The organism is Variovorax sp. GW823-FHT04F07, from assembly GCF_058795995.1.
The window spans coordinates 847,058-865,913 of sequence record NZ_JBXAIG010000001.1; the positions used below are offsets into that span (position 1 = coordinate 847,058).

Consider the following 18,856-nt stretch of genomic DNA (forward strand, 5'->3'; position numbering starts at 1 on the left):
AGCACCTGCCGCGATTTCTTGCGTCGTCGTGGAAATGCAGGTTTCGCAAATTCTCGCTATCGTTTTGTTCGCTGCAGCACCCGTCCGCCCGTGGAGGCGGGACTACTCAACAACTCGGAGAGATGCATGCTTTGGGAAAAGAAGCTGGCGCAGTGGAGCGCCGCGGTCCGCGCACGGGCCAACCTGCCCGCGCGGCTCACCTTGTGGGACGGCCAGTCCTACGACTTCGGTGACTTCAGCGGGCCGGCGGTCACGCTGCACGTGAAATCGCCCGCGGCGCTGTCGCTGATGCTGCAGCCCACGCTCGACAACCTGGGCGAGGCCTATGTCAAGAGCAAGATCGACATCGAAGGCAAGCTCAGCGACGTGATCGACATCGCCTACGGCCTGGCGAAGACCTCACTCGACAAGCCCGGCGGCGCGCTGCAAAGCATGGCCCGCTACTTCGCGCACACCAAGTCGTCGGACAAGAAATCGATCGAGTACCACTACGACGTGTCCAACGCGTTCTACCAACTCTGGCTCGACGCGAACATGGTCTATTCGTGCGCCTACTTCGAGAACGGCGACGAAGACCTGGCCACCGCGCAGCTGAAGAAAATAGATCACATCCTCACCAAGATCGAACTCCAGCCCGGGCAGACGCTGCTCGACATCGGCTGCGGTTGGGGCGCACTGGTCATTCGTGCGGCGCAGAAGTTCGGCGCGCGCTGCGTCGGCGTCACGCTGTCGCAGAACCAGTTCGACCTCGCGACCGAACGCGTGAAGGCCGCCGGCCTGCAAGACCGCATCGAGATCCGCCTGCAGGACTACCGCGACGTGACCGGCCAGTTCGACCGCATCACCAGCGTCGGCATGTTCGAGCATGTGGGCCGCAAGAACCTGCCCGAGTACTTCAAGCGCGTGCAACAGCTGCTGGCCGACGACGGCATCGTCATGAACCACGGCATCACCTCGTCCGACCCCGAGGGCGGCGGCGTGTCGTACGGTGGCGGCGACTTCATCGACCGCTACGTGTTCCCCAACGGCGAGCTGCCGCACATCAGCCTGGCGCTGCAGGCCATGCAGCAGGGCGGGCTCGAGGCTTTCGACGTGGAGAACCTGCGCCGCCACTACGCACAGACGCTGCGTCACTGGAGCGACGCCTACGAGGCCCGTGCCGACGAGGCGCGTGCGCTCGTCGACGAAGAGAAGTTCCGCATCTGGCGCATCTACCTCGCGGGCTGCGCCTACGCCTTCGAGAACGACGACGTGGCGATCTACCAGATCGTCGGGCGCAAGGCGGGCAGGGCGGCAAGCACGCTCCCGTGGTCGCGCCGCTATATTTACGACGGCACCTCGGCGCTGCGCGCCTGACCCGTCAAGGCCGCGTTGCGGCTACTCGAGCGTGAAGCCGATCTTCACCGTCACCTGCCAGTGCGCGACCTTGCCGTCGACCACATGGCCGCGCGTCTCGGTGACGGTGAACCACTGGATGTTGCGCACCGTCTCGTGCGCCTTCGCGATGGCGGTCTGCACCGCGTCCTCGATGCTGGTCTTGGACGAGCCCGTCAGCTCGAGCGACTTGTAGACATGGTTCGACATGGCGGCTGCTCCTTGGGTGGTTGCGTGCCCATCGTAGCCAGTGCACGGGGGGCGGGGCAACACCTTTGGGCGCGCGGATGCGATGCAAACCGCATCAGGACATTCGCAATCCGTCGTTGGCAACGGCGGATGCGCTTCGCAGAATCGGCGGCATCGAACCAGGGAAACCGCCCGCCATGCCACTGCACACCGTCGCCTCTTCATCCCCGGCCGCACAGGCCCGCCACGTCCTCGCGCTGACCGCCATCGCCTGGTGCATTGCAACGCCGTCGCCGCATGAAGTGGCACGCCGCGCACCGCATGGCCACGTGCCGCTGCGCGTGCGCAGGAGGCTGCACGCCACGGCGGTGGCGGCGCTGTTGCCCTATGCCTGGTGAGCCGCGCGACCCCGCAGATTCCAGATATCGATAGAGGAATTCAGCGCAAACGGCCCGCGTGATGGCTCGCAGAATTTGAAGCACACCCGCTTCCACTGCGCCATCGCCGAACACCGTGTCCTACTCGCTCTCCCTGCTCGACAAGAGCCTGATCCCCGAAGGTGCCGACGCCGCGCAGGCGTTCCAGCACACCATCGCGCTGGCCCGGCGCGCCGAACGGCTGGGCTACCGCCGCTACTGGCTGGCCGAGCACCACGGCAACCGCACCTACGCGGGTTCGGCGCCCGAGGTGCTGGCCTCGCACCTGCTGGCCAAGACCTCGCGCATCCGCATCGGCACCGGCGGCGTCATGCTGCAGCACTACAGCCCGTTCAAGGTCGCGGAGACCTTCAAGGTGCTGGCCTCGCTGGCGCCGGGCCGTGTCGACCTGGGCATCGGCAAGGCGCCGGGCGGCCTGCCGCTGACCAGCAAGGCGCTGCAATCGCTGCACGATCCGGCGAAGGCGAAGGCCCTCGATTTCGAAGCGCGCCTGCGCGAGCTCGATGCCTTCCTGCACGACGGCGTGCCCGCCGACCATGTGCTGGCCGGCGCCGTGGCCACGCCGTTCCCGCCGGTGGCGCCGCAGCGCGTGCTGCTCGGCGGCAGCCCCGAGAGTGCGCTGCTCGCGGCGCGGCTGGGCTGGCAGTTCGTCTATGCGGGCCACTTCAACGGCGACCCCGTGAACATCGGGCAATCGATCGACGCCTACCGCGGCGCAACCGGCCGCGCGCCGCTGCTCGCGCTGTTCGCCTTCGCCGCCGAGACGCACGACGAGGCCGCCGAGCGCGTGGGCGCGTTGCGCAGCTTCCGCGTGACCTTGCCCACGGGCCAGAGCGTGAACCTGCCCAGCCTCGAAGCCGCCGCCGAGTTCGCGCGGCAGGCCGGCGCCAGCGACTACCGCACCGAGGAGCGCCGCCCGCATGTCATCGCCGGCACCGGCGACGAGGTGCGCGACGCGCTCGAGGCCCTCAGCGCACGCCACGGCATCGAGGAGTTCGTGATCGACATCCCGGTGGCGGACTTCGGCGCGCGCGCCACGGCGGTCGAGCTGCTGGCGCAGGCCCGCGAGCCCGCACTGGCCTGAGCTCCTTCTTCCTTCCTTTCCCATCACAAGAACGATCGTCATGAGCAACATCCAGTTCGGCGTCATGCTGCAAGGGGCCGGCAGCCACATGAATGCGTGGAAGCATCCGGGCGGCCCGGCCGATGCCAGCGTCAACCTCGACTTCTTCATCCGCAGCGCGCAGAAGGCCGAGGCCGCGGGCATCGCCTTCGCGTTCGTGGCCGACGGGCTCTACATCAACGAGAAGTCGATCCCGCACTTCCTCAACCGCTTCGAGCCGATCTCGATCCTGTCGGCGCTGGCCGCCGTCACCACGAAGATCGGCCTGGCGGGCACCATCTCCAGCTCGTACAGCGACCCGTTCACGGTGGCGCGGCAGTTCGCCTCGCTCGACCTCATCAGCGGCGGGCGCGCGGGCTGGAACGTGGTGACCACGCCGCTGGAAGGCAGCGCGAAGAACTACAGCCGCGCCCACCCCGAGCACGCGCTGCGCTACGAGATCGCCGACGAGTACCTGGCCGTGACGCAGGGCCTGTGGGACAGCTGGGACGACGACGCCTTCGTGCGCGACCGCGAGAGTGGCCAGTTCTTCGACCGCGACAAGCTGCACACGCTGGACCACAAGGGCCGCTTCTTCCAGGTGGCGGGGCCGCTGAACATCCAGCGCTCGCCGCAGGGCCAGCCGGTGATTTTCCAGGCCGGCTCGTCGGACGCGGGCATCGGCCTGGCGGGCAAGTACGCCGACGCGGTGTTCACCCATTCGCCCTCGCTCGAAGACACGCGCGCCTTCCTCAAGCAGGTGAAGGCCAGCGCCGTGGCGCAGGGGCGGCAGGCCGATGACGTGAAGATCTTCCCAGGCATCGGCCCGGTGGTGGCGGCCACGGAAGCCGAGGCCGAGGCCAAGTACCTCGCCATCCGCGCACTGCTGACGGTCGAGGAGGCCTTGGCCTACCTGGGCCGCTTCTTCGACCACCACGACTTCAGCCAGTACCCACTGGATGCGCCGTTCCCCGAGCTGGGCGAGATCGGCCGCAACAGCTTCCGCTCGACCACCGACCGCATCAAGGCGAATGCAAAAGCCAAGGGCCAGACGCTGCGCGAGGTGGCGCTCGAAGTCGCCACGCCGCGCACGCAGTTCGTGGGCACGGGCGAGCGCATCGCCGACGAGATCATCCGCTGGGTGGACGAGGGCGCGGCCGACGGCTTCATCCTCGGTTTTCCGGTGCTGGGGCAGGGCCTGGACGACTTCATCGAGTTCGTGATTCCTGCGCTGGAGGCGCGCGGTCGCTACCAGCGCACGCTGCCCGGCCAGACCCTGCGCGACCACCTGGGCCTGCCGCGCAAGGCGAGCCGCCATGCCGCGCCGCAGGGCGGCGCCACCGCCGAGCGCAAGGCCGCCTGATGGGCGCCGCGCTGCCACGACCGGCCCTCAAGGACATCCACCGCGTCGAATCGACCATTGCCGGCTACGGCGACGAATTCATTGCGCTGCGGCGCGACATCCACCAGCACCCCGAGCTGTCGTTCAAGGAGCACCGCACCTCGGCCGTCGTGGCCGAGCGGCTCGCGGCCTGGGGCTACGAGGTCACGACCGGCCTGGCCGGCACCGGCGTGGTGGGCACGCTGCGGCGCGGACCGGGGCGCAGCCTCGGCATCCGCGCCGACATGGACGCGCTGCCGATCCAGGAAGCCACGGGCCTGCCGTACGCAAGCGAGAACGCGGGCGTGATGCATGCCTGCGGCCACGACGGCCACACGGCGATCCTGCTCGCGGCGGCGCGCTTCCTGGCCGAGGCGGGCAGCTTTCGCGGCACGCTGCACCTGATCTTCCAGCCCGCCGAAGAACTTGGCGCGGGTGCCAAGAAGATGATCGACGAGGGCCTGTTCACGCGCTTCCCGTGCGACGCCGTCTTCGGCCTGCACAACTGGCCCGGCGTCAGCACGGGACATGTGGGCTGCGTCACCGGGCCCGCGATGGCGGCCATCGACCAGGCCCACATCACGGTGCGCGGCAAGGGCGGCCACGGCGCGCAGCCGCACGAGACGGTCGACCCCGTGGTGGCGAGCGCGCACCTGATCGCAGCATTGCAGACCGTGGTGTCGCGCAACGTCGATCCGCTGGACATGGGCGTGATCACGGTGGGCTCCATCCACGGCGGCGAGGCCTCCAACGTGATTCCGAACACGGTCGAGCTCAAGCTCACGGCACGCTCGTTCAAGCCCGAAGTGCGCGCACTGCTGGCACAGCGCATTCCCGCCTTGGCACGGGCGCAGGCCGAGAGCTTCGGCGCGCAGGCTGAGGTGGACTACCGGCCGGGCTTTCCGCCGGTGGTCAACCACGCGGAAGAAACCGCCTTCGCGCGCGCCGTGGCGCTGGACACCTTCGGCGCGCAGCGGGTCGACCCGGCCTTCCGTCCGCGCACCGCCAGCGAAGACTTCGCCTACATGCTGCAGGCGCGTCCCGGCAGCTACGTGTTCTTCGGCAACGGCGAAAGCGCCTCGCTGCACAGCCCGCGCTACGACTTCAACGACGCGATCCTCGCGCCCGCGGCCGTGTATTGGGCCCGGCTGGCCGAGCGCTTTCTTTCCGCCGACGGCGACTTGCAGGAAACCACCCCATGAGCGAACAGTTTGTCTACACCACGCCGCTGGACCCGCTGGCCCGGCCGTTGATCGAAGGGCTCACCTTCGAGTACGACAGCCGCTACGGCGACGTGCTGCGCGAACCCGGCGCGCCGCGCGAGATCGACCGCTACCCACCCGAGGTGTTTGCGCCGCCGCACGGCAACTTCGTGCTGCTGCTGCGCGACGGCATCGCCATCGGCGGCGGCGCCTTCATGCGCCACGACGAGCGCACCGCCGAACTCAAGCGCGTGTGGACGCACGGCGCGCTGCGCCGCCAGGGCCTGGCCAGCCGCGTGCTGGCCGAGCTGGAGGCGCAGGTGCTGCGCCAGGGCTACGAGCGCATCTACCTCACGACGGGCTTTCGCCAGCCCGAGGCCGTGGGCCTGTACCGCAGCCACGGCTACACGGCGCTCTTTACCGACGACGCCGACCCCGAGACGCCGCGCAAGCTGCCGTTCGAGAAGCACCTGGCGCAGTGGGCCACGCAAGGCCGCGTGGGTACGGCGCTGAGCGGGGCGGTGTCGCGATGAACACGACCACCGTGCTCGACGCCGGTCCGGAGCCTCGTACCCCCACGGCACCCCTGCGCCGCAGCGATGCAGCACCGCCCGCCAAGGGCGACTACTCGCACTTTCGCATCGTGCCCGCAACCTACCCGGCGCGCACCGTCGGCACCGTCTTCGCGGTGGCGGTGATCGGCCTCGTGCTGCATTCGGTGCTCACCAACCCGCGCTGGGGCTGGCCGGTGTTCGCGCAGTGGTTCTTCTCGGAGCCGGTGCTGGCCGGCCTGGGCCGCACGCTGCTGCTCACGGCGCTGGGCGCGGTGCTGGGCTTCTTCTTCGGCACGGGGCTGGCGCTGGCGCGGGTGTCGCGCTCGCCGCTGCTGGCGCGGCTGGCCTGGGTGTTCACCTGGCTCTTCCGTTCGGTGCCGGTGATCGTGCTGCTCTTGATCATCAACAACCTGGGCTACCTGTACGAGACCGTGTCGCTGGGCGTGCCGTTCACCGACCTCACATTCTTCTCGTACCCGACCACGCAGCTCATCAGCCCCTTCGTGGCGGCGCTGCTGGGACTCACGCTGAACCAGGCGGCCTTCGCTTCGGAGATCGTGCGCGGGGGCATCCTGTCGGTGGACCAGGGGCAGCTTGAAGCAGCCGCCGCGCTGGGTCTTTCGCGCCGGCGCCAGGCTTCGCGCATCGTGCTGCCGCAGGCCATGCGCAGCATCCTGCCCACGGCCTTCAACGACATCATCGGGCTGGCCAAGGGCACCTCGAACCTCTACATCCTGGCGCTGCCCGAGCTGTTCTACACGATCCAGATCATCTACCGGCGCAACCTGGAAGTGATTCCGCTGCTCATGGTGGCGACCGTGTGGTACCTCGTGATCCTCACCGTGCTGTCGGTGGCGCAGCACTACATCGAGCGGCATTTCTCGCGCGGGGCGTTGCGCCATGCGCCGCGCTCGTGGCTGAGCGGCGTGGTGCACGGGCTGTGGGCGCGGGGCAGGGCGCCGGTGGTGCCCGTGTCGGCACCGGCGCCGGCCCCCGCGCAGGTGCCGCGCTGGAACGGCTCGCGCGCCCCCGGCGGCGAGGTGACGATCCACGGCGTGTCCAAGCGCTTCGGCGCGCTGCAGGTGCTCGACGACGTGACCTTCACCGCGCCGCGCGGCAGCGTCACCGTGATCCTCGGCCCCTCGGGTTCGGGCAAGTCGACGCTGCTGCGCACCATCAATCACCTGGAGCGCGTGGACGACGGCTTCATTGCCATCGACGGCGAACTCATCGGCTACCGGCGCGACGCCGACACGCTGTACGAGCTGCACGAGAAGGACATCCTCACGCGCCGCGTCGACGTGGGCATGGTGTTCCAGAACTTCAATCTGTTCCCGCACCTCACGGTGCTGGAGAACATCGTCGAGGCGCCGCAGTCGGTGCGCGGCCTGCCGCGCGCCGAGGCCGAGGCGCTGGCCACCGACCTGCTGGCCCGCGTCGGCCTGGCCGACCGCAAGGACGCCTACCCGCGCCAGCTCTCGGGCGGCCAGCAGCAGCGCGTGGCCATTGCGCGGGCGCTGGCGCTCAAGCCCAAGGTGCTGCTGTTCGACGAGCCCACCTCGGCGCTCGACCCCGAGCTGGTGGGCGAGGTGCTCGCGGTGATCGAGGAGCTCGCGAGCTCCGGCACCACGCTGGTCATCGTGACGCACGAGATCGGCTTTGCCCGCGAGGTGGCCGACACCGTGGTCTTCATGGAGCAGGGCCGCATCCTCGAGACCGGCACGCCCGAGCAGGTGTTCAACGCACCGAGGCACCCGCGCACGGCCGAGTTTCTGGCCAAGGTGCTCTGAGTTTTTCTCGTTTCCCATTTTTCAAACCGACCGCTTTCATGACCCATCGACGCCATCTCCTGACTGTTCTTCTTGCGGCCTTGCTGCCCCTGGCCGCCACGGCCCAGACCGCCCCGGCGCCCGACCTGAGCCCCGAGCAGCCGGGCCGCCCGCGCGCGCAGAAGATCGACGAGGCCGTGCGGCTCGCGAAGGACTTCAAGTTCCTCAAGGAAGGCGTGCTCGTCGTGGGCACCACCACCGGCCGGCTGCCGTTCGCGGCCTACGCCACCGACACCAAGACGCCCGTGGGCAACGCGCCCGACATCGCGCAGCTCGTGGCCGACAGCCTGGGGCGCAAGCTGGAGCTGGTGTCCACCGCCTGGGCCGACTGGCCGCTGGGCCTGCAGTCGGGCAAGTTCGACGTGGTGGTGTCCAACGTGACCGTGACCGAGGAGCGCAAGGAGAAGTTCGACTTCTCGACCTACCGCAACGACCAGCTCGGCATCTACGTCAAGTCGGACAGCAAGCTCGGCGCCATCAAGGAGCCCAAGGACATCGCGGGCCTGAAGCTCATCGTGACGGCCAGCACGAACCAGGAGCAGATCCTGCTGCGCTGGAACAAGCAGAACCTGGCCGCCGGCCTGAAGCCCATCGAGATCCAGTACTACGACGACGATGTGGTGCAGCGCCTGGCCATCCAGTCGGGCCGTGCCGATGCCTACGTGGGCCCCAACGCCATCGCCGCCTACGAGGCGCGCGACGGCAAGACCCGGCTCGCGGGCCTGGTGTCGGGCGGCTGGCCGCTCAACGCCGAGATCGCCGTCACCTCGCGCAAGGGCTCGGGCATTGCCGAGGCCGTGACGCTCGCGCTCAACACGCAGATCAAGAACGGCAACTACGGCAAGGCGCTGTCGCGCTGGAACCTGGCGTCCGAGGCCATCGAGGTGGCGCGCACCAACCCGCCCGGCCTGCCGAAGAACTGAGGGGAGGGGACCATGTCGCTCAAGAAGACACTGGGGGCGCTGGCCGCCCTCGGGCTGATGGCGTTCGCGCCGGCGCACGCCGCCGACGCCTTCGACTTCAGCCCCGAGCAGAAGGGCCGCCTGCACACCGGCAAGGACGCCGAGGCCGTCAACGCCATTCCACCGAGCTTCAAGTTCGTGAAGGAGGGCGTGCTGACCATTGCCATCGCGCCGTTCGCGCCGCCGATCTCCACCTATGCCACCGACGCGAAGACGGTGGTGGGCTTCGACCCCGACTTTGCCCACCTCATCGCCGAGGCGTTGGGCCTGAAGCTGGAGCTGCGGCCCGTCGCCTGGGCCGACTGGCCGCTGGGCCTGAGCTCGGGCAAGTACGACGCCGTGATCTCCAACGTGGGCGTGACCGAGCAACGCAAGGAGAAGTTCGACTTCTCGACCTACCGGCTCGGGCTGCACGGCTTCTACGTGCGCACCGACAGCGCCATCCAGTCGATCAAGGAGCCGAAGGACGTGGCGGGCCTGAAGCTCACGACCGGTGCGGGCACCAACCAGGAGCGCATCCTGCTCGAATGGGACCGGCAGAACGTGGCGGCGGGCCTGAAGCCGGTGTCGATCCAGTACTACGACGACGATGTGACACGCTGGCTGGCGGTGACGACGAAGCGCGTCGACGCCAACTTCAACCCCAACGCACCGCAGGCCTACGAGGCTGCGAAGAACGGGCAGCTGCGGCTGGCCGGCACCGTGAACGCGGGCTGGCCGCTGAAGTCGGACGTGGCCGTGGCCACGCGCAAGGGCAGCGGGCTGGCCGTGGCGCTCACCACCGCGGCCAATGGCCTGATCCGCAACGGCACCTACGCCAAGGCACTCGCGCGCTGGCGCCTGGCCGAAGAGGCGCTGCCGAAATCGGAGGTCAACCCGCCGGGGTTGCCGAAGTTCTGACCCTGCGAGCGACACGACCATGACCATCCATCACATCGGTTTTCTCACGCCCGGCAACTACGACGAGGCCGACCCGCACGCGGGCCTCGAGGCCGCGCTGCGGCTCTTTGAATTCGGCGAGCGGCGCGGCTTCGACAGCGCCTGGGTGCGCCAGCGCCACCTGGAGCGCGCCGTGTCGTCGGCACCGACCTTCCTGGCCGCCGCCACGCAGCGCACGCGCCGCATCGAACTCGGCGCGGCCGTGATCCAGATGGGCTACGAAAACCCGTTCCGGCTCGCCGAAGACCTGGCCACCGTCGACGTGCTCTCGCGCGGGCGCCTGCAGGTGGGCCTGAGCGCGGGCGCGCCGCCGCACGGCGCCTTGCTGGGCGGTCGCTTCCAGGACGCACCGCCGGCCACGGTCGACTTCACGCACAAGCGCGTGGCGCGGCTGCGGGCCAACCTCGAAGACGTGCTGCTGGGCGACGAGGACACGGTGGTCGAATCGGCCGGCGGGCGCGTGCGTCCGCGTGTGCAGCCCTATGCGCCCGGCCTCGTCGGGCGGCTCTGGTACGGCGGCGGGTCGCTGCGCTCGGCCGAATGGGCGGGGCGCAACGGCTTTCACCTGCTGCTGGGCAATGTGCTCACGGGCGAGACCACCGACGACTTCCTCGAGGCGCAGACCGGCCTGGTCGAGCGCTACCGCGCCAGTGAAGTGCCGGGCGCGCGGCGCGGGCGGATCGCGCTGGGCCGCGTGATCGTGCCGCTCGACGGCGCCGATGCGGCCACGCGGCGGCGCTACCGCGCGTTCGCAGCGAGCCGCGTCGAACGCACGCTGTCGCCACAGGGCGAGCGCCGCACGCTGTTCGCCGGCGACCTCGTGGGCAGCGTCGACGAGATCCTCGAGCACCTGCACCGCGACCCGGTGCTGCCGCTGGTGAGCGAACTGCGCGTGGAGCTGCCCTACAACTTCGACAGCGAGGCCTACGAACAGATCCTGGACGACCTGGCGGTGCGCATCGCGCCCGAACTGGGCTGGCGCGTGCGCGCCGAACTCCCTCACAAGGAAGTCGCACTCGCCTGAGCCTCAGACGCTTTGCGCATGCGCTTATCGCAAACGCTTCGTTGGTGATCGCGCGTGGCCTGCCTAGAGTTCGCTCTGATCTGTTTCTGATGTCTTCCATTCAACACAAGGAGTCCCGCATGTCGATCTTCAGCAGATGGTGGCGCGCCGCGTCCCTCGCCACGCTGACCTTCCTGGCCACCGCACCGTCGGCCTTCGCGCAGGCCTCGGCCGACGGCAGCGGCCCGCTGGTCTCCACCGACTGGCTCGGGAAGAACCTGCGCAACCCGAAGCTGCGCGTGATCGAGGTCAGCGTGAACCCGGGCCTGTACGAGCGCGGCCACATTCCGGGCGCGGTGAATTTCTCGTGGCACAACGACCTCAACGACCGCGTGCGCCGCGACATCGTGAGCCAGGCGGAATTCGAGAAGCTGCTGTCGGCGGCCGGTGTCGACAAGGACACCACCGTGATCCTCTACGGCGACACCAACAACTGGTTCGCCGCCTGGGGTGCCTGGGTGTTCGACCAGTACGGCGTGCAGAACGTGAAGCTGCTCGACGGCGGGCGCAAGAAGTGGGAGGCCGAGAACCGCGTGCTCGACAACCGCGCGCCCGAACACGTCGCCACGCGTTTCAAGGTGACGCAGCCCAACCCACAGCTGCGCGCGCGGCTGGCCGACGTGCTGGCCGTGGCCGAGGGCCGCTCCGACGCGAAGCTGGTCGACATCCGTTCGGCCGACGAATACAGCGGCAAGATCTTCGCGCCGGCGGGCGCCGCCGAGCTGGCGGTGCGCGCGGGCCACGTGCCCGGCGCGGCCAATGTGCCCTGGGGCCGCGCGGTGAACGAAGACGGCACCTTCAAGTCGGCCGCCGAGCTGAAGGCGATCTACGCGGCCGTGGGCATCGACGGCAGCAAGCCGGCCATCACCTACTGCCGCATCGGCGAGCGCTCGAGCCACACCTGGTTCGCGCTGCACAAGATCCTGGGCTACAAGAACGTGCGCAACTACGACGGCTCGTGGACCGAGTACGGCAACGCCGTCGGCGTGCCGGTCAACAACCCGGCCGGCACGGTGTGGGCGTCCAAATGATTGAGTTGAGGTGAGATGAGTTCGAGGTGAGTCGGCGTTGGAGGGACCTCGCGGCCTCTCTGATGAGCGACATTGGGCGAGCCCTCGGGCTCGCTTTTTTTTGGACCCAAGAAAGAGGGACCGGGGCATGTCCGCTTCGTCAATCCATGCGGCGCCTGCGCCGCTTTCTCGCACAGGCCTGGCCGCTGCGGTCGTGGTGTTGCTGCTGGTCGGCGCCGGCGTGCACCTGCTGGGCGAGCGCAGCGGCGGCCGTGCGCTGGCGTTCGCGCTCGGGCTGGGCGCGGTGCTCGGCGTGGTGCTGCAGCGCTCGCGTTTCTGCTTCTACTGCCATGCGCGCGACTACTTCGAAGGCGGCGATGCACGCGGCCTGCTGGCCATCGTGGCCGCGCTGGCGGTCGGCACCGTGGGCATGCACGTCGTCATGACGGGCTGGCTGCCCGTGCCCCAGCCCGGGCGATTGCCGCCCGATGCGCACATCGGGCCGGTCAGCGGCGCGCTGGTGCTCGCGGGGCTGGCCTTCGGCGCGGGCATGGTGGTGTCGGGCTCGTGCATCAGCGCGCACTGGTACCGGCTGGGCGAAGGCTCGCCGACTGCGCCGTTCGCGCTGCTCGGTGCCGGTGCGGGGTTCCTGCTGGGGTTCAGCAGCTGGAACTGGCTCTACAGCGCCACCATCGCCACAGCGCCCGTGGTGTGGTTGCCGCACCACCTGGGCTATGCGGGCTCGGCCGCGCTGCAGTTGGTGGTGCTCGCGGCGTTGAGCGCCTGGCTCTGGCGCAAGCTGCCGGCGGGCGAGGCTGCATTGCCCGCACCGCGCAGCTTCATCGACGCGGCGCGCCGCCTGCTGCACGGGCGTTGGCCGTATGCGTGGGGCGGCCTCGCAGTCGGCGCGATCGCTGTGATCGTGGTGCTGCGGCTGCGTCCGCTGGGTGTGACTGCCGCGCTGGGCAGCGTCGCGCGCGACCTCGGCAACGCGCACAGCCTGCTGCCTCAGCGCCTGGACGGGCTCGACGGCTTCGGCGGCTGCGTCACGGCGGTGGTCGAAAGCCTCTGGCAGACGCCCAACGCGCTGCTGGTCGGCGGCCTCGTCGCGGGCGCGCTGGCCGCGGCGCTCGCGAGCGGGCAGTTCAGGCCCGCGTGGCCGAGCGTGGGGCAGGTCGTGCGTGGCCTCGGCGGCGGCGTGCTGCTGGGGTGGGGCGCGATGACCGGGCTGGGCTGCACGGTCGGCAATCTGCTGTCGGGCACGATGGCCGGCGCGCTGTCGGGCTGGGTGTTCGGTGCGAGCGTGCTGCTGGCGGTGTGGGGCGGGCTGCGGCTGAAGCGGCTGGCGGCGAGGGCGTAGCGCCCTGTTCATCGCTACGCTGCAGACACCGCATTTCCATATGCGGAGTCCTTCTTTCGGGACCGCGCGGGGCAGGGCACAGTCCCTCACGCACAGGCACAGGACGATGCCGCCCCGCGCGGCCGTCCGCCTGTCTTCTCTTCCAAAGAACACCCGAGGGATTCCATGTTCCGACCACTCCTGACCGCGGCCCTGCTGGCCGCCGGCCTGCTGCAGGCGCCTGTTGCCGCCGCCGAAACCGTGCGCTGGGCGCGCAGCGCCGACCCCGCCACGCTCGACCCGCACGCGGTCAACACCGGCACCAACTTCGGGCTGCTGCACCAGATCTACGAACCGCTGATCCTGCGCGGCGCCGACAGCAAGCTGCAGCCCGCGCTCGCCACCTCGTGGAAGCTCACGGCCGATCCAACGGTGTGGGAGTTCAAGCTGCGCCCCGGCGTCAAGTTCCACGACGGCGCGCTGCTCACGGCCGACGACGTGGTGTTCTCGCTGCAGCGCGCACAGGCGCCGAGCTCGGCGCTCAAGTCGCTGCTGTCGTCGGTGGCCGAAGTGAAGAAGGTCGATCCGCTCACGGTGCAGGTCAAGACCAAGGGCCCGAACCTGATCTTCCCGAACAACCTCACGAACCTCTTCATCCTCAACGAGGCCTGGGCCAAGGCGAACAAGGCCGAGCAGTCGCAGGACGTGGCCAGCAAGACCGAGAACTTCGCCACCCGCAACGAGAGCGGCACCGGCCCCTACGTGCTGGCCTCGCGCGAGGTCGATGCGCGCACGGTGCTCAAGCAGTTTCCGCAGTACTGGGGCCGCGGCCAGTTTCCGCTGGACGTGACCGAGCTGGTCTACGTGCCGATCAAGTCGCCCGCCACGCGCGTGGCCGCGCTGCTGTCGGGCGAGGTCGATTTCGTGCAGGACCTGCCCGCGCAGGACGTGGGCCGGCTCAAGGCCGACAAACGCCTGCGCGTGACCGAAGGGCCCGAGAACCGTTCGATCTTCCTGGGCCTGAACGTGGGCGCGAAGGAACTCAAGTACGCCGACGTGAAGGGCAAGAACCCGCTGGCCGACCCGAAGGTGCGCGAGGCCATCGGCCTGGCGATCGACCGCGACGCGATCAAGGCGGCGGTGATGCGCGGGCTGTCGAACCCCTCGGGCATCATCGCGCCGCCGTTCGTGCACGGCTACGAGAAGGGCTTCGCGGCCTACCCGAAGGCCAATGCCGCGCAGGCGAAAAAACTGCTGGCCGAGGCCGGCTACCCGAACGGCTTTGCGATCACGCTGCACACGCCGAACGACCGCTACGTGAACGACGAGGCCATCAGCACGGCGGTGTCGGGCTTCCTCGGACGCATCGGCATCAAGACCACGGTGGCGGCGCGCCCGATCGCGCTGCACAGCACCGCCATCAACTCGGCCGACACCGACTTCTACCTGTTCGGCTGGGGCGTGCCGACCTACGACTCGGCCTACATCTTCGATTACCTGGTGCACACGCGCGGCAAGGACGGCCGCGGCCCGACCAACGCCACCGGCTACAGCAACGCCGAGGTCGACGCGCAGATCGCGTCGCTGGCCGCCGAGAGCGACAAGGCGAAACGCGACGCCACCATCAAAAGCATCTGGCAGACGGTGCAGAAGGAGCGCATCTACATCGCGCTGCACGACCAGGTGCTCAACTTCGCCTCGACCCCGAAGCTGGACATTCCGGTCAGCCCCGACGGCAGCGTGTTCTTCAAGAACGTGAAGGTGGCGAAGCCCTGAGCACATCATGTGGGTTCATCTCTTGCGCCGGCTCGGCCAGTCCGTGCTGGTGCTGCTGGCGGTGTCGTTCGTGTCCTTCCTGGTGTTCCGCCACATCGGCGACCCGACCATCAGCCTGCTCGGCGAAGACGCCACGCTGGAAGAGCGCGCCGCGCTGACGGCCGAGCTGGGCTTCGACCGCCCGGTGCCGGTGCAGTACCTGCGCTACGTGGGCCATGCGCTGCAAGGCGACCTGGGCGTGTCGTACCGGCTCAAGCGACCGGTGGTCGAGCTCATCGCCGAGCGGCTGCCGGCCACGCTGGAGTTGGCGCTGGTGGCGGCCGTGCTGGCGGTGGCGGGTGGCGTGGCGCTGGGCGTGTACACCGCGATCCGGCGCGACAGCGTGGCCAGCCGCGCGGTCATGGCGGTGTCGCTGGTCGGCGTGTCGCTGCCCACCTTCCTGATCGGCATCGGGCTCATCTACCTGTTCGCGGTCGAGCTGCGCTGGCTGCCCTCGTTCGGACGCGGCGACACGGTGCAGCTGGGCGGCTGGAGCACCGGGCTGCTCACGGCCTCGGGCTGGGCCTCGCTGCTGATGCCCGCGCTGACGCTGGGCCTGTACAAGCTGACGCTGATCATGCGGCTGGTGCGCGCCGAGATGCTGGAAGTGCTGCGCGCCGACTACATCCGCTTCGGCCGCGCACGCGGGCTGCGCGAGCGCGACCTGAACTACGGCCACGCGCTGCGCAACACGCTGATCCCGGTGATCACCATCACGGGGCTGCAGATCGGTTCGCTGGTGGCCTTTGCCATCGTCACCGAGACGGTGTTCCAGTGGCCGGGCGTGGGGCTGCTGTTCATCACGTCGATTCAGGGGGTGGACGTGCCGGTGGTGGCGGCCTACCTGCTGCTGATCGCGCTGCTGTACGTGGCGATCAATTTCATCGTCGACCTGCTGTACGTGCTGGTCGATCCGCGCCTGCGACGCGCCTGACTCCTTTCTTGCTTTTCCGAATGACGTTTCCTTCCCCGACCGGTGCCCCCGCGCCGCGCCGCTGGCGCAACGCCGAGTCGCCCGTGCTGCGCGCCTTCGCACGCTCGCGCACCGTGCAACTGGCGGCCTTCGTGCTGCTGCTGGTCGCGCTGGCCTCGCTGTTCGCACCGTGGATCGCGCGGCAAGACCCGTTCGACCCGGCCGTGCTCGACCTGATCGACGCCTTCACGCCGCCGGGGCAGCAGGGCGCCTCGGGCGCGTTCTACCCGCTGGGCGCCGACGACCAGGGGCGCGACGTGTTCTCGGCCATCCTCTACGGGCTGCGCATGTCGCTGCTCGTGGGCGTGAGCGCGGTCGGGTTGTCGCTGGTCATCGGCGTGCCGCTCGGGCTGGCGGCCGGCTACGCGGGCGGCTGGTTCGACACGCTGGTGATGCGCGTGGCCGATGTGCAGCTGACCTTTCCGGTGCTGCTGGTGGCGCTCTTGATCTTCGGCATTGCGCGCGGCCTGCTGCCCGAGGGCTACCGTGACGACATGGCGGTGTACGTGATCGTGGCGGCCATCGGGCTGTCGGAATGGGTGCAGTACGCGCGCACAGTGCGCGGCGCCGTCATGCTCGAGAAGCACAAGGACTACGTGGCCGCCGCGCAGATCATCGGCCGTTCGCGCACCGGCATCCTGGTGCGGCACATCCTGCCGAACCTGCTGGCGCCGGTGCTGGTGATTGCCACCATCAGTTTCGCGCTGGCCATCGTGGCGGAGTCGACGCTGTCGTACCTGGGCGTGGGGCTGCCGCCCACGCAGCCGTCGCTGGGCACGCTGATCCGCATCGGGCAGGGCTTTCTGTTCTCGGGCGAGTGGTGGATCCTGCTGTTTCCGGCGCTGGTGCTGCTGGCGCTGGCGCTGTCGGTCAACCTGGCGGGCGACTGGCTGCGCGACGCCTTGAACCCGAGGCTGCAATGAGCGCGCGCGACCCATCGCCAGAACCCAATCGCGAAACGCCTGTGCTGCGGGTGCGCGGGCTCGACGTGGCCTTCGACACGCACCGGGGCACGGTGCAGGTGCTGGGCGGCGTCTCCTTCGAGATCGCGCCGGGAGAAATCCTGGGCGTGGTCGGCGAATCGGGCGCGGGCAAGTCGATGGTCGGCGCGGCCGTCATCGGGCTGGTGCCGCCGCCGGGGCGCATCGCGGGCGGCACGGTCGAGCTGCACGGCGAGCGCATCGACACGCTGCGCGGCGAGGACATGCGCCGCGTGCGCGGGCGCCGCATCGGCAGCGTGTTCCAGGACCCGCTGACCAGCCTGAACCCGGTCTACCCGATCGGTAGGCACCTCATCGAAACCATCCGCACGCACCTGCCCGTGAGCGAGCAAGAGGCGCGCCGGCGCGCGCTGGCACTGCTGGCCGACGTGGAGATTCCCGAGCCCGAAAGCCGCATCGACCAGTACCCGCACCAGTTCTCGGGCGGCATGCGCCAGCGCGTGGCGATTGCGCTCGCGCTGTGCGCCGAGCCGCAACTGCTGATTGCCGACGAGCCCACCACTGCGCTCGACGTGTCGGTGCAGGCGCAGGTGATCCGCGTGTTCCGGCGCGTCTGCCGCGAGCGCGGCACGGCGGCGATGCTCATCACGCACGACATGGGCGTGATCGCCGAGGCGGCCGACCGCGTGATGGTGATGTACCAGGGCCGCGTGCTCGAGACCGGTCCGGTGCGCCGGGTGCTCGACCACCCGCGCGAGCCGTACACGCGCGCACTGATGGCCGCGATTCCCTCGGTGCACGACAGGCTGCATCGGCTGCCGGTGCCGGAGATCGGCGCGGACATCGCCGTGGCCGCCGCGTTGCCGCCCGCGCAGGCCGAGACCGCGGCGGCGCCGGCCGACGGCGCGCCGCTGATCCGCGTGCAGGGCCTGTCGCGCGAATTCGATCTTTCGGCCGGCTGGCTCGTGCGCACACTCGCACGCCAGCCGAAGAAGGTGCTGCACGCGGTCGACGGCGTGAGCTTCGACATCGCGCGCGGAAGCACCTTCGGGCTGGTCGGCGAGTCGGGCTCGGGCAAGTCGACCGTGGCGCGCATGATCGCGGGCCTCACACGGCCCACGGCCGGCACGGTGCATTTCGACGGCATCGACCGCTGGGGCGACGCCGCGCAGACGGCCGCGCTGCGGCGGCGCTTCCAGATGATCTTCCAGGACCCGCATGCCAGTCTCAACCCGCGCTGGCGCGTGGACCGGCTCATCGCCGAGCCGGTCGAAGTGCTGGGCCTGGCCGCCAGCGCCGACGAAACCGCCGAGCGCGTGGCCCAGGCGCTGCGCCGCGTGCGCATGTCGCCCGACGACGGGCGGCGTTACCCGCACCAGTTCTCGGGTGGCCAGCGTCAGCGCATCGCCATTGCACGGGCCCTGGCCAGCCAGCCCGAGTTCATCGTCTGCGACGAACCGACCTCGTCGCTCGACGTGTCGGTGCAGGCCCAGGTGCTGAACCTCATGCGCGACCTGCAGGACGAGTTCGGCCTGACCTACCTGCTGATCAGCCACAACCTCGCGGTGATCCGCCACATGTGCGACGACGTGGGTGTGATGCAGCGCGGGCGCCTGGTGGAGCAGGGCAGTGCGGGCGAAGTGCTCGATGCGCCGAAGCACGCGTACACGCGGGCGCTGATGGCGGCGGTGCCGGACATGCGGCACGCACCGGCCGCGGCCGTGCTCGCTACGGCCTGAAGTGCCC

At 69.5% G+C, this 18,856-nt stretch carries 17 protein-coding genes; 16 read left to right on the forward strand and 1 reads right to left on the reverse strand.

The window, feature by feature from the left end:
• The first annotated feature begins 126 nt into the window (after positions 1–126).
• A complete protein-coding gene (locus AC1RAA_RS03980) occupies positions 127–1,356 on the forward strand; it encodes an SAM-dependent methyltransferase (RefSeq protein ID WP_070060579.1) in 1,230 nt (409 codons plus the stop codon).
• 21 nt (positions 1,357–1,377) lie between these two features.
• Here AC1RAA_RS03980 and AC1RAA_RS03985 read toward each other — a convergent pair whose 3' ends face one another.
• Positions 1,378–1,584, reverse strand: coding sequence for a dodecin (locus tag AC1RAA_RS03985; RefSeq protein ID WP_062482179.1), 207 nt, complete (start codon positions 1,582–1,584; stop codon positions 1,378–1,380).
• A 176-nt stretch (positions 1,585–1,760) separates the two neighbouring features.
• On the opposite strand from AC1RAA_RS03985, the gene AC1RAA_RS03990 reads away from it, so the two are divergent.
• The 15 genes from AC1RAA_RS03990 (at position 1,761) to AC1RAA_RS04060 (ending at position 18,849) form a co-directional block, all read left to right on the forward strand.
• Positions 1,761–1,961, forward strand: coding sequence for a hypothetical protein (locus tag AC1RAA_RS03990; RefSeq protein ID WP_492726612.1), 201 nt, complete (start codon positions 1,761–1,763; stop codon positions 1,959–1,961).
• Positions 1,962–2,076: 115 nt separating this feature from the next.
• Positions 2,077–3,084 carry an LLM class flavin-dependent oxidoreductase gene (locus AC1RAA_RS03995; RefSeq protein ID WP_492726614.1) on the forward strand — a complete coding sequence of 336 codons (1,008 nt, stop codon included), beginning with the start codon at positions 2,077–2,079 and terminating at the stop codon, positions 3,082–3,084.
• Positions 3,085–3,124: 40 nt separating this feature from the next.
• Entirely contained in the window at positions 3,125–4,465 is a 1,341-nt protein-coding gene (locus tag AC1RAA_RS04000; protein ID WP_492726616.1) for an LLM class flavin-dependent oxidoreductase, read from the forward strand.
• A complete protein-coding gene (locus AC1RAA_RS04005; protein WP_492726618.1) occupies positions 4,465–5,685 on the forward strand; it encodes a M20 aminoacylase family protein in 1,221 nt (406 codons plus the stop codon). The genes AC1RAA_RS04000 and AC1RAA_RS04005 overlap by 1 nt, the downstream gene beginning before the upstream one ends.
• A complete protein-coding gene (locus tag AC1RAA_RS04010) occupies positions 5,682–6,218 on the forward strand; it encodes a GNAT family N-acetyltransferase (RefSeq protein WP_492726620.1) in 537 nt (178 codons plus the stop codon). The genes AC1RAA_RS04005 and AC1RAA_RS04010 overlap by 4 nt, the downstream gene beginning before the upstream one ends.
• Positions 6,215–8,029: an amino acid ABC transporter permease/ATP-binding protein gene (locus AC1RAA_RS04015; protein WP_492726622.1), complete on the forward strand. Its 1,815-nt coding sequence runs from the start codon at positions 6,215–6,217 to the stop codon at positions 8,027–8,029. The genes AC1RAA_RS04010 and AC1RAA_RS04015 overlap by 4 nt, the downstream gene beginning before the upstream one ends.
• Before the next feature lie 38 nt (positions 8,030–8,067).
• Entirely contained in the window at positions 8,068–8,991 is a 924-nt protein-coding gene (locus tag AC1RAA_RS04020; RefSeq protein ID WP_492726625.1) for an ABC transporter substrate-binding protein, read from the forward strand.
• 12 nt (positions 8,992–9,003) lie between these two features.
• A complete protein-coding gene (locus tag AC1RAA_RS04025) occupies positions 9,004–9,930 on the forward strand; it encodes an ABC transporter substrate-binding protein (RefSeq protein ID WP_492726627.1) in 927 nt (308 codons plus the stop codon).
• A gap of 19 nt (positions 9,931–9,949) precedes the next feature.
• A complete protein-coding gene (locus tag AC1RAA_RS04030) occupies positions 9,950–10,993 on the forward strand; it encodes an LLM class flavin-dependent oxidoreductase (RefSeq protein WP_492726630.1) in 1,044 nt (347 codons plus the stop codon).
• 119 nt (positions 10,994–11,112) lie between these two features.
• Positions 11,113–12,063 carry a sulfurtransferase gene (locus tag AC1RAA_RS04035; protein WP_492726632.1) on the forward strand — a complete coding sequence of 317 codons (951 nt, stop codon included), beginning with the start codon at positions 11,113–11,115 and terminating at the stop codon, positions 12,061–12,063.
• Between the two features lie 127 nt (positions 12,064–12,190).
• The gene (locus AC1RAA_RS04040; protein ID WP_492726634.1) at positions 12,191–13,402 is read left to right on the forward strand and encodes a YeeE/YedE family protein; all 1,212 of its coding nucleotides are present in this window, start codon (positions 12,191–12,193) and stop codon (positions 13,400–13,402) included.
• 165 nt (positions 13,403–13,567) lie between these two features.
• Positions 13,568–15,157: an ABC transporter substrate-binding protein gene (locus AC1RAA_RS04045; RefSeq protein WP_492726636.1), complete on the forward strand. Its 1,590-nt coding sequence runs from the start codon at positions 13,568–13,570 to the stop codon at positions 15,155–15,157.
• Between the two features lie 7 nt (positions 15,158–15,164).
• Positions 15,165–16,130, forward strand: coding sequence for an ABC transporter permease (locus tag AC1RAA_RS04050; RefSeq protein ID WP_070060589.1), 966 nt, complete (start codon positions 15,165–15,167; stop codon positions 16,128–16,130).
• A gap of 20 nt (positions 16,131–16,150) precedes the next feature.
• Entirely contained in the window at positions 16,151–17,092 is a 942-nt protein-coding gene (locus AC1RAA_RS04055) for an ABC transporter permease (protein WP_492685633.1), read from the forward strand.
• Complete coding sequence (locus AC1RAA_RS04060) at positions 17,089–18,849, forward strand: dipeptide ABC transporter ATP-binding protein (RefSeq protein WP_492726638.1); 1,761 nt, start codon at positions 17,089–17,091, stop codon at positions 18,847–18,849. Before AC1RAA_RS04055 ends, AC1RAA_RS04060 begins: the two co-directional genes overlap by 4 nt.
• Positions 18,850–18,856: the final 7 nt, after the last annotated feature.

Coding starts and splice junctions, on each gene's coding strand:
- AC1RAA_RS03980 (WP_070060579.1), top strand. CDS start 127: ATGCTTTGGGAAAAGAAGCTGGCGCAGTGGAGCGCCGCGGTCCGCGCA.
- AC1RAA_RS03985 (WP_062482179.1), bottom strand. CDS start 1,584: ATGTCGAACCATGTCTACAAGTCGCTCGAGCTGACGGGCTCGTCCAAG.
- AC1RAA_RS03990 (WP_492726612.1), top strand. CDS start 1,761: ATGCCACTGCACACCGTCGCCTCTTCATCCCCGGCCGCACAGGCCCGC.
- AC1RAA_RS04000 (WP_492726616.1), top strand. CDS start 3,125: ATGAGCAACATCCAGTTCGGCGTCATGCTGCAAGGGGCCGGCAGCCAC.
- AC1RAA_RS04005 (WP_492726618.1), top strand. CDS start 4,465: ATGGGCGCCGCGCTGCCACGACCGGCCCTCAAGGACATCCACCGCGTC.
- AC1RAA_RS04010 (WP_492726620.1), top strand. CDS start 5,682: ATGAGCGAACAGTTTGTCTACACCACGCCGCTGGACCCGCTGGCCCGG.
- AC1RAA_RS04015 (WP_492726622.1), top strand. CDS start 6,215: ATGAACACGACCACCGTGCTCGACGCCGGTCCGGAGCCTCGTACCCCC.
- AC1RAA_RS04020 (WP_492726625.1), top strand. CDS start 8,068: ATGACCCATCGACGCCATCTCCTGACTGTTCTTCTTGCGGCCTTGCTG.
- AC1RAA_RS04025 (WP_492726627.1), top strand. CDS start 9,004: ATGTCGCTCAAGAAGACACTGGGGGCGCTGGCCGCCCTCGGGCTGATG.
- AC1RAA_RS04030 (WP_492726630.1), top strand. CDS start 9,950: ATGACCATCCATCACATCGGTTTTCTCACGCCCGGCAACTACGACGAG.
- AC1RAA_RS04035 (WP_492726632.1), top strand. CDS start 11,113: ATGTCGATCTTCAGCAGATGGTGGCGCGCCGCGTCCCTCGCCACGCTG.
- AC1RAA_RS04040 (WP_492726634.1), top strand. CDS start 12,191: ATGTCCGCTTCGTCAATCCATGCGGCGCCTGCGCCGCTTTCTCGCACA.
- AC1RAA_RS04045 (WP_492726636.1), top strand. CDS start 13,568: ATGTTCCGACCACTCCTGACCGCGGCCCTGCTGGCCGCCGGCCTGCTG.
- AC1RAA_RS04050 (WP_070060589.1), top strand. CDS start 15,165: ATGTGGGTTCATCTCTTGCGCCGGCTCGGCCAGTCCGTGCTGGTGCTG.
- AC1RAA_RS04055 (WP_492685633.1), top strand. CDS start 16,151: ATGACGTTTCCTTCCCCGACCGGTGCCCCCGCGCCGCGCCGCTGGCGC.
- AC1RAA_RS04060 (WP_492726638.1), top strand. CDS start 17,089: ATGAGCGCGCGCGACCCATCGCCAGAACCCAATCGCGAAACGCCTGTG.